Source organism: Rummeliibacillus pycnus (genome assembly GCF_044359855.1).
GTDB classification, from domain to species: domain Bacteria; phylum Bacillota; class Bacilli; order Bacillales_A; family Planococcaceae; genus Rummeliibacillus; species Rummeliibacillus pycnus_A.
This window is the reverse complement of the sequence record NZ_CP132291.1, coordinates 2,598,240-2,611,763: the sequence shown is the minus strand read 5'-3', so window position 1 is coordinate 2,611,763 and position 13,524 is coordinate 2,598,240. Positions and strand designations below refer to the sequence as shown.

Annotated in this window: 9 protein-coding genes, 2 rRNA genes and 1 other annotated feature; of the genes, 2 read left to right on the top strand and 9 right to left on the bottom strand. The window is 40.5% G+C overall.

The window, feature by feature from the left end; translation table 11 throughout:
- Positions 1-75: 75 nt before the first annotated feature.
- Positions 76-1,221: a glycosyl hydrolase family 18 protein gene (locus Q8X41_RS12860; RefSeq protein WP_397536712.1), complete on the bottom strand. Its 1,146-nt coding sequence runs from the start codon at positions 1,219-1,221 to the stop codon at positions 76-78.
- Between the two features lie 88 nt (positions 1,222-1,309).
- Between Q8X41_RS12860 and tadA the strand changes: the two genes are divergently transcribed.
- A complete protein-coding gene (tadA, locus tag Q8X41_RS12855; protein WP_397536711.1) occupies positions 1,310-1,819 on the top strand; it encodes a tRNA adenosine(34) deaminase TadA in 510 nt (169 codons plus the stop codon).
- 90 nt (positions 1,820-1,909) lie between these two features.
- Here tadA and serS read toward each other — a convergent pair whose 3' ends face one another.
- The 3 genes from serS to pdxS all read right to left on the bottom strand — a co-directional run bounded on the left by serS (position 1,910) and on the right by pdxS (position 5,020).
- On the bottom strand, positions 1,910-3,196 hold the full coding sequence (gene serS, locus Q8X41_RS12850) for a serine--tRNA ligase (protein WP_397536710.1): 1,287 nt from the start codon (positions 3,194-3,196) through the stop codon (positions 1,910-1,912).
- 91 nt (positions 3,197-3,287) lie between these two features.
- Positions 3,288-3,504: a binding site (T-box leader), on the bottom strand.
- Between the two features lie 36 nt (positions 3,505-3,540).
- Positions 3,541-4,131, bottom strand: a complete 591-nt coding sequence (pdxT, locus tag Q8X41_RS12845) for a pyridoxal 5'-phosphate synthase glutaminase subunit PdxT (protein ID WP_397536709.1) — start codon at positions 4,129-4,131, stop codon at positions 3,541-3,543.
- 1 nt (position 4,132) lies between these two features.
- Positions 4,133-5,020, bottom strand: coding sequence for a pyridoxal 5'-phosphate synthase lyase subunit PdxS (pdxS, locus tag Q8X41_RS12840; RefSeq protein ID WP_397536708.1), 888 nt, complete (start codon positions 5,018-5,020; stop codon positions 4,133-4,135).
- Positions 5,021-5,124: 104 nt separating this feature from the next.
- Between pdxS and Q8X41_RS12835 the strand changes: the two genes are divergently transcribed.
- On the top strand, positions 5,125-6,534 hold the full coding sequence (locus tag Q8X41_RS12835) for a PLP-dependent aminotransferase family protein (RefSeq protein WP_397536707.1): 1,410 nt from the start codon (positions 5,125-5,127) through the stop codon (positions 6,532-6,534).
- A 46-nt stretch (positions 6,535-6,580) separates the two neighbouring features.
- Here Q8X41_RS12835 and Q8X41_RS12830 read toward each other — a convergent pair whose 3' ends face one another.
- From Q8X41_RS12830 to Q8X41_RS12810, 5 genes are all read right to left on the bottom strand, one after another.
- Complete coding sequence (locus Q8X41_RS12830) at positions 6,581-7,879, bottom strand: D-alanyl-D-alanine carboxypeptidase family protein (protein WP_397536706.1); 1,299 nt, start codon at positions 7,877-7,879, stop codon at positions 6,581-6,583.
- A gap of 129 nt (positions 7,880-8,008) precedes the next feature.
- Positions 8,009-9,475, bottom strand: a complete 1,467-nt coding sequence (gene guaB / locus Q8X41_RS12825; RefSeq protein WP_397536705.1) for an IMP dehydrogenase — start codon at positions 9,473-9,475, stop codon at positions 8,009-8,011.
- A gap of 103 nt (positions 9,476-9,578) precedes the next feature.
- Positions 9,579-10,055 carry a glutathione peroxidase gene (locus Q8X41_RS12820; RefSeq protein WP_397536704.1) on the bottom strand — a complete coding sequence of 159 codons (477 nt, stop codon included), beginning with the start codon at positions 10,053-10,055 and terminating at the stop codon, positions 9,579-9,581.
- 183 nt (positions 10,056-10,238) lie between these two features.
- Positions 10,239-10,355, bottom strand: a 5S ribosomal RNA gene (gene rrf / locus Q8X41_RS12815).
- A gap of 59 nt (positions 10,356-10,414) precedes the next feature.
- Positions 10,415-13,343, bottom strand: a 23S ribosomal RNA gene (locus Q8X41_RS12810).
- Between the last annotated feature and the right edge of the window lie 181 nt (positions 13,344-13,524).

Genomic DNA, 13,524 nt, shown 5'->3' with positions numbered 1-13,524 from the left:
TATCTACAATAATTTTAATTGTGCCTAAATAAAAAAGCCTCAGCAAAAATGCCAAGACTCCAAATTATACATATATTATACAATATGTTTCACATGAAACATTTGTTGTAAGAGTGCCCAATTTTGTGGGAATGGAAATCCTAGATGCCAATAGGCAATTCCTTTTAACCCTAGATCCTCTAATAATTTAAATTTTGCTTCAATAGATCTTGCATCTTCAAACCATACAACATGTTCTACACCATCTTTCCAATAGTGAAAATAAGGTGCTTGTGCAATTTCATCATATAAAATCGCAGCGTTATTTTGTTTAGCTAATTCGATTGCATATTGCGGACTGACAGCAATCGCATTTGGGTTTCCTGCTTTATACGGTAACTTCCAATCATATCCATACATATTTTGGCCCATCATAATTTTTGAAGGTGGTATTGCTGTTACCCCATATTCAAGTACTTGCCTTACTGGACCAATTGGTGAAACAGCCATTGGTGGTCCACCGCTATATCCCCATTCATATGTCATCAATATCACAAAATCAACGACTTCACCAATTGCTTTATAATCATGCCCTTCATACCACTTTCCAGGCTGGTTAGCACTTGTTTTAGGTGCTAATGCTACAGACACCGTTAACCCTTCTGGATGAGCTTTTGAAACTAGCCTTTTAAGAAATTCTACGTACTTCTCTTTATCTTCTGGAGGTAAATATTCAAAATCAACATGAATATCCTTTGCACCATGTTTTTTAGCTTCTTGTATTGCAGCCCCAATAATTAAGTCTTGTAAATTAGTATCCATAAAAATTTCATGTGCCAAAGTATCACTAAATGCTCCATTCTCAATATTTACAAGTACAATAGCTGAAGCTACTCTGTTTGCGGATGCTATTTCCCCCAAATCCCCCCAATTGAGGGTCGATAATGTACCATCCCTTTTTACCTCATATGAGAATGGCATCATATAAGTAAGTACAGGTGCTCTTTTTCTTAACTCCTGTGAGAGACGTGCTGGCACATTATCCGTATACCATTCTGCATAGGCATTCGTCTCAATCGTTTTACGATTTGGATTAGGTGTTTCAGGTAATACAAGCGTTTGTCCTACTACTAGCACATCAGGATTTGGTATTTCATTGAGTGCAACAATCGTTGCTACTGTCGTATGGTTTTCCCTAGCAATTTTATTTAAACTATCTCCCTGCTTTACAACATAGATCAAATGCAACCTCCTCTATCTCTTCATGATTACTAACATATGCTATTACCTCATAAATCATGCTAAACTATTTAACAAGGAGCGTGTCTACATGAACCAAGATTATCACTTTATGCAACTAGCGATTGAAGAAGCACAAAGAGCGGAATCTCTCGGAGAAGTTCCGATCGGTGCCGTCATTGTCTATCAAAATCAGGTAATTGCCAGCGCCCATAATCTGCGTGAAACTTCACAAAACGCTGTAACACACGCAGAGCTCATGGCCATTCAACATGCTTGTGATGTTATAGGTAGTTGGCGTTTAGAGGAGACTACATTGTATGTCACATTAGAGCCTTGCCCTATGTGTGCAGGTGCAATTTTGCAATCTAGGATCCCCCGTATAGTTTACGGTGCACGTGATAGTAAGGCAGGCTGTGTTGATTCACTCTACCATCTCTTAAATGACAGCCGCTTCAATCATGAATGTGAAGTGACAGAGGGTGTCTTAGCTGAGGAATGCGGTGCGTTACTGACAAATTTTTTTAAAGGACTTCGTGCACGAAAAAAGGCAGAAAAGAAGGCTAAAAAATTAGCAGATACAAGTGACCATCTATTATAACGGACTGTCATTTGAGTATTGTAAAAGCTAAAAAATGTATAAAAAAAAACGATTCTCCATTAATTTGGTGAATCGCTTTTTTTTTACTCATTATTTAGCTGGAGCTTGGATTACTTCAAGACCGCCCATATAAGGTACTAACACTTCAGGGACTTTCACACTTCCGTCAGTTTGTTGATAGTTTTCTAAAATTGCTGCAACTGTACGACCTACAGCAAGACCTGAACCATTTAGTGTGTGTACATACTCTGGTTTAGCACCTGGTTCGCGACGGAAACGGATATTCGCACGACGCGCTTGGAAATCTTCAAAGTTAGAGCAAGAAGAAATTTCACGGTACATATTTTGAGCTGGAATCCAAACTTCTAAGTCATATTTTTTCGCAGCAGTGAAGCCAAGATCAGCAGTACACATTTTCAATTTTCGATATGGTAAGCCTAACAGTTGAAGAACTTCTTCAGCATGGCCAGTTAATTTTTCTAATTCATCATAAGAATCTTCAGGTTTAACAAAGCGTACAAGTTCTACTTTGTTAAATTGGTGTTGGCGGATTAAACCGCGTGTATCACGTCCTGCAGAACCTGCTTCTGAACGGAAGCAAGCACTAAATGCTGTAAATGCTTGCGGGAGTTTTGCCCCTTCAAGAATTTCATCACGGTAGAAGTTTGTTACGGGTACTTCAGCAGTTGGAATCAAGAAATAATCTGGCTCTTCAACTAAGAATGCATCTTCTTCAAATTTTGGAAGTTGGCCAGTACCTGTTAAACTTGCACGGTTTGCCATATAAGGTGGTAACATTTCTTCATAACCATGTTTATCAGCATGAAGGTCCATCATGAAATTCCACAATGCGCGCTCAAGTCGAGCACCTAAGCCACGGTAGAATACGAAACGGCTACCTGTTACTTTACCAGCACGTTCAAAGTCAATCATGCCAAGATCTGTTCCAAGATCCCAGTGAGGTTTAATTTCAAAATCGAATTCTGGAACTTCACCCCATTTGTATTCCTCTTGATTATCATCTTCTGAATTACCAACAGGTACACTCTCGTGGGCAATATTTGGTAAGCGCATCATCATCTCATTAAATTTAGCTTCAACTTCATTTAATTCAGCATCTAATTTTTTGATTTCATCATTTACAGCACGCATGTTAGCGATATCTTCATCAGCATTTTCTTTTGCACGTTTCTTTACAGCAATTGCTTCAGATGCTTTGTTACGTTCTGCCTTTAACACTTCCGTTTTAGCAATTAAATCACGGCGTAGTTGGTCCCATTCTTCAAAATGGTCAATTGTACCAAGATCTTCATTACGGTGAGATAATTTTTCTTTAATTTCCGCAAAGTTTGCACGGACACGTTTAATGTCTAACATATTTAATTCCTCCGATTGTATATTCGACTTTAGAAAAGTAGCTTTTTGCGAAACGCTTCTAAAAATGAACATAAAAAAGCCCTCATCCCATAAAAGGGACGAGAGCATACCCGCGTTGCCACCCTAATTGATTAGACAAAATATATCTAATCCACTTGTTTCATAACGGCTTTGTAACCGGCTTCAGCCTACTATACGTTCAGCTGAGCAACTCCAGGACGGATTCACAAGCGCTTTTGCCGACTTTCACCAACCGTCGACTCTCTTTAAAAAACGTACTCGCTACTACTTCCTATCATCGTGTTAAATTTTAAGTTAACCATACTTTACAATACATCGGGAAGTTACGCAAGTACTGAGTGCTTACTTTCCTTTACCATGTTAACAAAATATTTCATTATGCGTGTATCCTCTGTTAATTCTGGGTGGAAAGAACACCCTAAAAATTGACCATCTCGTGCAAGTACTATTCGCCCTTCATACTTGCCTAAGACATCTACACCTTCACCAACATTTACAATATGTGGTGCACGGATGAATACCGCTGGAAATTCAGCCCCAATACCTTTTAAATTTAGAAGTACTTCAAAGCTATCCACTTGGCGCCCAAATGAATTACGCTCCACTTCCACACCCATTACTCCAACATGAGGTTCTTTATAGTCAACAATATTATTTGCTAGAAGAATTAATCCCGCACAGGTACCAAACATCGGTTTTCCTGACGTAGCAAACAGTCGCAATGCTGGCATCATATCATATCGATCAATAAGCTTGCGCATTGTGGTACTTTCCCCACCCGGTAGAACAAGCCCATCTAAATCTTCAAGTTCTTCCTTATATTTAATTGCTACAGCCTTTGCTCCAACTGATTCAATAGCTCGTATATGTTCACGAACAGCACCTTGTAATGCCAATACACCAATTGTTGTCATACTACCAACCTCGATCCTGCATACGATCTTGTGGAGCAAGTTTTGAAATATCTATTCCTTTCATTGGTATACCAAGCTCTTTTGACACTTCTGCGATTAATTCATAATCTTGGTAATTCGTAGTGGCTTCCACAATTGCACGAGCAAATTTCTCTGGATTTTCCGATTTAAAAATACCTGAACCAACAAATACGCCATCTGCTCCTAATTCCATCATCAATGCTGCATCTGCTGGTGTAGCAACTCCTCCAGCGGCAAAATTGACAACCGGTAAGTGACCTAAACGGTTAATTTCAAGTAACACTTCAAAAGGTGCACCTAAAATTTTGGCTTCTGTCATTAACTCATCTTTCGTCATATTTGCAACTTTACGTACTTGTGCATTTACTTTACGTATATGTCTTACGGCTTCAACGATATTCCCTGTTCCCGGTTCGCCTTTTGTACGTAGCATAGATGCACCTTCACCTATACGACGAGCTGCTTCACCTAAGTCACGACAGCCACAAACAAACGGTACAGTGTATTCACTTTTTAGTAAGTGAAATTCTTCATCTGCTGGTGTTAATACTTCACTTTCATCTATGTAATCTACTCCCATAGATTCAAGTACGCGTGCTTCTACAATATGTCCAATACGTGCCTTTGCCATGACTGGAATGGATACAGCCCCCATTACTTCTTCCACAATACGTGGATCCGCCATACGTGCAACACCACCAGCAGCACGAATATCCGATGGTACGCGTTCTAATGCCATTACTGCCACTGCTCCAGCTGCCTCTGCAATTTTTGCTTGTTCTGCATTAATAACGTCCATAATGACGCCACCCTTTTGCATTTCTGCCATACCTCGTTTAACTCGTTCTGTACCTGTTTGAATAACCATTTCTTTCCCTCCTAAAAACTAGTATGATGTAAGTATAAAGAAAATTGACCATATAAAAAGATTCAGATATTCATTTTTCGATATGGTCAGTTAGGGGCGATTTTATGGATATGCTTATGATTCAACTAGAAAAGGATTCAATAACTCCACTTTACGAGCAGCTTTATGAAGAAATAAAAAAGGGCATTATAGAAGGCACTATTGTTGTTAATTCAAAGCTTCCTTCAAAACGAAAGCTTGCTGAGTTTCTATCAATTAGCCAAACAACAATTGAACTTGCCTATTCACAGTTAATAGCAGAGGGATATATTGCTTCAAAATCACGTGTAGGCTTCTTTGTTGAAGCAATTGAGGAGTTAGCCTATGTGGAGAAAACTCTCCCTCACAGCGAGTTAGAAATCCCTTCAGAACGCCAAATTCTGATTGATTTTAACCCTGGTAAAATTGATACTGCATCTTTCCCTTTTAGCACTTGGCGCAAATATGCAAAAGATGCCATTGACTATCATGAAAAAGATTTATTACTGATTGGATCTGCACAAGGTGAACTTGAATTACGTGAACAAATCGCAAGCTATTTATATCAATCAAGGGGTGTTCTATGCTCTCCTGAACAAATTGTATTAGGCTCCGGTACCGAACAACTCCTACCAATGATTATGAAGCTCTTAGGAGAAGCTAATCAGTATGCTATTGAGAATCCCGGATACACCTTGACTCATCATATTTTCAATCAATACAACCAAAAGGTAATCCCGATTGAGGTTGATGAGGATGGGATACAGATTCAACAACTCGAAGGTTCAAGTGCAAATATTGCTTATGTTACACCATCACATCAATTTCCAACAGGAGCTGTACTTTCAGCCTCACGCCGCTCTCAACTATTAAATTGGGCCGCACACGATGAAGAACGTTTTATTATTGAAGATGATTATGACAGTGAATTCCGCTATATCGGCAAACCAATTGCTTCTCTACAAGGAATGGATCATAGAGATACAGTAATCTATATCAGTACTTTTTCTAAATCCTTAATGCCATCTTTGCGTATAGCGTACTTTGTATTACCTAAAAAGTTATTATCCCAATATCATAATATGTTCACATACTATACTTCTACAGTCCCCCGTTTCGAGCAACATATTTTGGCACAATTTATGCGGGATGGGCATTTTTCTAAGCATTTAAATCGGATGCGGAAAATTTATCGAAAAAAGTTAGAAAAGGTGACACTTGCGCTTACTCCGTATGCCCCAATGGTTACAATCTCTGGTGAGCAAGCTGGGATGCACGTAATTTTAACAGTTAAGCATGAGCTAAATGCTACTACTTTAAGTAACATTGCATTACAACGAGGTATACGCATTACACCAATCAAAGAGTATATGCTTGCTCCTACAATACAAAAGCGAGAAGACCAATTTTTACTAGGCTTTGGGGGATTAGAGGAAGAAGAGATTCCAAAAGCTATTCAACAGCTAATGAGTTGTTGGGGGATTAAACAAGCGTAAAAAAAGGATTGGCTATTTTGCCAATCCTTTTTCATATCTTATATCACTAGAATAATCCCGTGAAGAAGTTACCAATTTTTTTGAATGAAAGTGACAACCAACTTGCTTTTTCTACGGTTGCTGTTGTAACAACATCTGCATTACTCACTGATCCATCTATAAAGCCATAATCTTTACCAGATTTTTTATTGATTTCTACATGGCCAACAACAGTTCCCTTTTTAGCAGGAGCATTTAATGATTTTTTATCTAGTACAAGTTTTGCTTCATAATCATCTGCTTCACTAGTTTTCACCATCATAGAAACAGCATCTTTAGTAGCGATTTTTACATTTGAATCTTTACCGTCATTAACTGCTACTGTTTTTTGGCTTTTAAATGTGTGGCCTGCTGGTACAATCTCTTCTGTTGTAAATTGACCAAAGCCATAATCAAATAATGTACGAGCTGCATTGAAACGTGCGATATGTTGTGGCCCTTCCGCATGCATAACAACTGCTATTAAGCGTGTACCATTGCGTTTTGCTGTACCAGTGAAACATTGTCCAGCATAATCTGTAGTACCTGTTTTAAGTCCATCGACTCCTTTATATTCTGCAACAAGCCCTGGCAACATAAAATTCCAGTTATCCATTTTAATAGCATCATCAGTGCCTTCACGGAATGTTTTTCTTGAAATACTAGAAGTCTTTAATACTTCAGGGTGATCTTTTAGAAGATGATAGGCAAGTTTTGCAACAGATTTTGCAGGCATTTTGTTTTCTGCATTAGCAGGTGTACCGTCTGGTTGCATCCCTTGTAATTGTGCATTGTTAAGACCTGTAGCATTTACAAAGTGGTAATCTTTTAAGCCTAATTCTTTTGCTTTTTTGTTCATTAATGTTAGAAACTCAGTTTCAGATCCTGCAATTGTTTCAGCGATTGCAATTGTTGCTGCGTTTGCAGAGTAAATTGCCATTGCTTCATATAACTCTCTAATTGTATACTCACCATCTGCACGTAGTGGTACATTACTTAATGCACGATCTTGCGAAATCTTATATGCATATTCAGAGACTTTATATTTTTGATCCCACTTAATTTTACCAGCATTAATCGCGTCTAACAGAATATATTCTGTCATCATTTTTGACATACTTGCTATACCTAGTGCTTGATCAGCATTTTTTTCGTACAAGATTTTACCTGAATCAGCATCTATTAAAATAGCACCTTTAACATGTAAACCTAGATTATCTTTAGCACTTGCTGTATTTCCTGCTGGAATAGTTGCAATCATGCTAAACATAAGTGCAACAGCTATCACAATACTAAAAATTTTGCTTTTTCTTGATGTCTTCACCATTCTACCTCCGTTTATGTATAGACTTGTCTCGCTCATTTTAACATAGAATAAGGGAGTTCAACCATGGGATATAAAAAACACCCTTTCCGCTTCATAAATTGATGCGAAAAGGGTGCTAAAGATGCAATCTTATGCTAGTGAATAATTTGGTGCTTCTTTCGTAATTTGTACATCATGTGGATGGCTTTCCTTTAAGCCAGCTCCAGTCATACGTACAAATTGTGCATTTTCACGCAAATCATGAAGATCTTTTGTTCCGCAGTAGCCCATGCCTGCACGAACACCACCAAGTAATTGATGAATTGTATCAGATAAAGGCCCTTTGTATGGAAGACGTCCTTCAATACCTTCTGGGACAAGTTTCTTTGCATCTTGTTGGAAGTAGCGATCTTTTGAGCCGTTTTCCATTGCTGCAACTGAACCCATACCGCGATATACTTTGAAACGACGTCCTTGGAAAATTTCTGTTTCTCCAGGAGATTCAGAAGTACCTGCCAGTAAGCTTCCTAACATAACAGTATGTCCACCAGCTGCTAGAGCTTTCACTATATCGCCTGAGTATTTAATACCACCGTCAGCAATAATTGTTTTACCTTGGCGACGAGCTTCTGTAGCACAATCATATATAGCTGTGATTTGTGGTACACCTACGCCAGCTACAACGCGAGTAGTACAAATAGAACCAGGTCCAATACCAACTTTCACTATGTCTGCACCAGCTTCGTATAAAGCTTTAGTAGCTTCAGCTGTTGCTACATTTCCTGCAATAATAGTTAAGTCAGGGAATGTGTTGCGGATATTTCTCACTTGCTCTAGTACGCCTTGTGAATGACCGTGTGCTGTATCAATTACGATTACATCTACTTGTGCTTCAACTAATTTTTGAATTCGATGCATTGAATCCTTTGTTACTCCCACTGCAGCACCTACAAGTAAACGTCCAAGCTCATCTTTTGCAGCGTTTGGATATTCCATTACTTTTTCAATGTCTTTAATAGTGATCAATCCTGTTAAAACACCATCTTCGTCAACAATAGGTAGCTTTTCTATTTTATATTGTTGTAGCATTTTTTCTGCTTCTTCTAATGTAGTGCCAACAGGTGCTGTGATTAAATCTTCTTTTGTCATCACATCATCAATCTTAATAGAGTAGTCTTGAACAAAACGTAAATCACGGTTTGTAATAATACCTACTAATTTTTGATCTTCCATATTGTTCACAATTGGAACACCTGAAATTCTATATTTACCCATTAGATGTTCTGCATCAAATACCTGATGAGAAGGTGTTAAGAAAAACGGATTCGTAATTACACCATTTTCAGATCGTTTAACTTTTTCAACATGTTCAGCTTGTTCTTCGATACTCATATTTTTATGAATAATACCTAAGCCACCTTGACGTGCCATTGCAATAGCCATTGGTGCTTCAGTTACTGTATCCATACCAGCACTAATAACAGGAATATTTAATTTAATCTTTGGTGTTAAATTAACTGATAAATCCACTTCTTTCGGTAATACTTCAGAATGTGCTGGTACAAGCAGTACATCATCAAATGTTAAACCTTCTTTGGCAAATTTCGTTTCCCACATTTCTTGAACTCCTCCTATAAAAAATATATTAATTGTAAGATTAACAACGGAAACGTTTACTTGTCAAGGAATCTGGAATAAGTAAGATTATTTAGATTTTTCTTTATAATAAGGCTTTTATATCATTTTCAATTTTTAATGGGGATGTTTGTGGAGCATACCTTGATACAACATGACCATTTGAATCAACTAAGAACTTAGTAAAATTCCATTTAATATTTTCCGTTAATAGCCCTTTCTTTTCTGAAATCAAAAATTTAAACAATGGTGAGGCATTTTCGCCTTTTACATCTACTTTAGCAAACATAGGAAATTGAACATCATAATTCATTTGGCAATAAGATAAAGTCTCATCAATATTAACAAATTCTTGATTATTAAATTGGCTACAAGGAAAGCCTAGGATTGTAAATCCCTGGTTTTTATACTTCTCGTAGAGTTCTTGCAATTCTTTAAATTGTGGTGTGAATCCACATTTACTAGCTGTATTGACAATCAGTAATGGTTGTCCCTCATATTGTTTTAATGGTTGCTGTTCTCCATTAATTGCTTGTACTGTAAAATCATAAATAGTTGCCACTTTCAGTACCCCTTTCTTTTAAATTATTATTTTCTCTATTATCAATGTATTCTTTTAGAGCCTTCTCTACAACTAAAAGCATCCTTACAAAATATATTAATAAATCGAGGACAACAAATCATAAATACTTAGAAATAAGCAAAAGAAAAAGCACAACTAAATAATCAGTTGTGCTTTAAGTGTGCCTAGCAACGTCCTACTCTCGCAGGGGGACAGCCCCCAACTACCATTGGCGCTAAAGAGCTTAACTTCTGTGTTCGGCATGGGAACAGGTGTGACCTCTTTGCCATCATTACTAGACTATTGAGATTGTTCTCTCAAAACTGGATAAACATTCATTGAAGTTCTTAAATCAACTTTTGGTTAAGTCCTCGATCTATTAGTATTCGTCAGCTCCATGTGTCACCACACTTCCACCTCGAACCTATCTACCTTGTCGTCTTCAAGGGATCTTACTTACTTGCGTAATGGGAAATCTCATCTTGAGGGGGGCTTCATGCTTAGATGCTTTCAGCACTTATCCCGTCCACACATAGCTACCCAGCGATGCTCTTGGCAGAACAACTGGTACACCAGCGGTGTGTCCATCCCGGTCCTCTCGTACTAAGGACAGCTCCTCTCAAATTTCCTACGCCCACGACGGATAGGGACCGAACTGTCTCACGACGTTCTGAACCCAGCTCGCGTACCGCTTTAATGGGCGAACAGCCCAACCCTTGGGACCGACTACAGCCCCAGGATGCGATGAGCCGACATCGAGGTGCCAAACCTCCCCGTCGATGTGGACTCTTGGGGGAGATAAGCCTGTTATCCCCGGGGTAGCTTTTATCCGTTGAGCGATGGCCCTTCCATGCGGAACCACCGGATCACTAAGCCCGTCTTTCGACCCTGCTCGACTTGTAGGTCTCGCAGTCAAGCTCCCTTGTGCCTTTACACTCTACGAATGATTTCCAACCATTCTGAGGGAACCTTTGGGCGCCTCCGTTACTCTTTAGGAGGCGACCGCCCCAGTCAAACTGTCCGCCTGACACTGTCTCCTACCCCGCTAAGGGGTACGGGTTAGAATTTCAATACAGCTGGGGTAGTATCCCAAGGACGCCTCCACCGAAGCTGGCGCTCCGGTCTCTCTGGCTCCTACCTATCCTGTACAAGCTGTACCAAAATTCAATATCAGGCTACAGTAAAGCTCCACGGGGTCTTTCCGTCCTGTCGCGGGTAACCTGCATCTTCACAGGTACTATAATTTCACCGAGTCTCTCGTTGAGACAGTGCCCAGATCGTTACGCCTTTCGTGCGGGTCGGAACTTACCCGACAAGGAATTTCGCTACCTTAGGACCGTTATAGTTACGGCCGCCGTTTACTGGGGCTTCGGTTCTCACCTTCGCTTACGCTAAGCAATCCCCTTAACCTTCCAGCACCGGGCAGGCGTCAGCCCCTATACGTCACCTTACGGTTTTGCAGAGACCTGTGTTTTTGCTAAACAGTCGCCTGGGCCTATTCACTGCGGCTCTCTCGGGCTTGCACCCTACTAGAGCACCCCTTCTCCCGAAGTTACGGGGTCATTTTGCCGAGTTCCTTAACGAGAGTTCTCTCGCTCACCTTAGGATTCTCTCCTCGACTACCTGTGTCGGTTTGCGGTACGGGCACCTCCTACCTCGCTAGAGGCTTTTCTTGACAGTGTGAAATCAGGAACTTCGCTCATACGAGCTCGCCATCATAGCTCAACGTTATAGAGAGTGGATTTGCCTACTCTCACGCCTTACTATTTAGACGCACATAACCAACAGTGCGCTTACCCTATCCTACTGTGTCCCCCCATTACTCAAATGGTAGGGAGGTGGTACAGGAATATCAACCTGTTATCCATCGCCTACGCCTATCGGCCTCGGCTTAGGTCCCGACTAACCCTGAGAGGACGAGCCTTCCTCAGGAAACCTTAGTCATTCGGTGGATGGGATTCTCACCCATCTTTCGCTACTCATACCGGCATTCTCACTTCTAAGCGCTCCACCAGTCCTTCCGGTCTGACTTCTCAGCACTTAGAACGCTCTCCTACCACAGACATCGTAGATGTCTATCCACAGCTTCGGTGAATTGTTTAGCCCCGATACATTTTCGGCGCAGCGTCACTCGACCAGTGAGCTATTACGCACTCTTTAAATGATGGCTGCTTCTGAGCCAACATCCTGGTTGTCTAAGCAACGCCACATCCTTTTCCACTTAACAATTACTTTGGGACCTTAGCTGGTGGTCTGGGCTGTTTCCCTTTTGACTACGGATCTTATCACTCGCAGTCTGACTCCCGTGCATAAATCACTGGCATTCGGAGTTTGTCTGAATTCGGTAATCCGGGATGGACCCCTAGTCCAAACAGTGCTCTACCTCCAGGATTCTCTATCACGAGGCTAGCCCTAAAGCTATTTCGGAGAGAACCAGCTATCTCCAGGTTCGATTGGAATTTCTCCGCTACCCACACCTCATCCCCGCACTTTTCAACGTGCGTGGGTTCGGGCCTCCAGTAAGTGTTACCTTACCTTCACCCTGGACATGGGTAGATCACCTGGTTTCGGGTCTACAACCACATACTCATTCGCCCTATTCAGACTCGCTTTCGCTACGGCTCCGTCTTTTCAACTTAACCTTGCATGTAATCGTAACTCGCCGGTTCATTCTACAAAAGGCACGCTATCACCCATTAACGGGCTCTAACTACTTGTAGGCACATGGTTTCAGGATCTCTTTCACTCCCCTCCCGGGGTGCTTTTCACCTTTCCCTCACGGTACTGGTTCACTATCGGTCACTAGAGAGTATTTAGCCTTGGGAGATGGTCCTCCCAGATTCCGACGGAATTTCACGTGTTCCGCCGTACTCAGGATCCACTCAGGAGAGAATGAACTTTTGACTACAGGACTGTTACCTTCTTTGGTGGGTCTTTCCAAACCGCTTCGTCTAACTCATTCCTTTGTAACTCCGTATTGAGTGTCCTACAACCCCAAGAGGCAAGCCTCTTGGTTTGGGCTCTTCCCGTTTCGCTCGCCGCTACTAAGGGAATCGAAATTTCTTTCTCTTCCTTCAGGTACTTAGATGTTTCAGTTCCCTGAGTCTGCCATCATGACGCTATGTATTCACGTCAAGATACTGTCCCATTACGAACAGTGGGTTCCCCCATTCGGAAATCTCCGGATCAAAGCTTACTTACAGCTCCCCGAAGCATATCGGTGTTAGTGCCGTCCTTCATCGGCTTCTAGTGCCAAGGCATCCGCCATGCGCCCTTAATAACTTAACCTATAAGTTATTAAGCCTAAAAAATTTAAAACTTAATATAAAAAATGTGTTACTTAAGAATTTCTTCAATGTCGTTTTATCCAGTTTTCAAAGAACAAGTTTTGAAAGCGATGAGCCTTCAAAACTGAACAGCAAGCGTTAATCGTATAAGTTCCAAGAACTTATTTCCGAAATATTCCTTA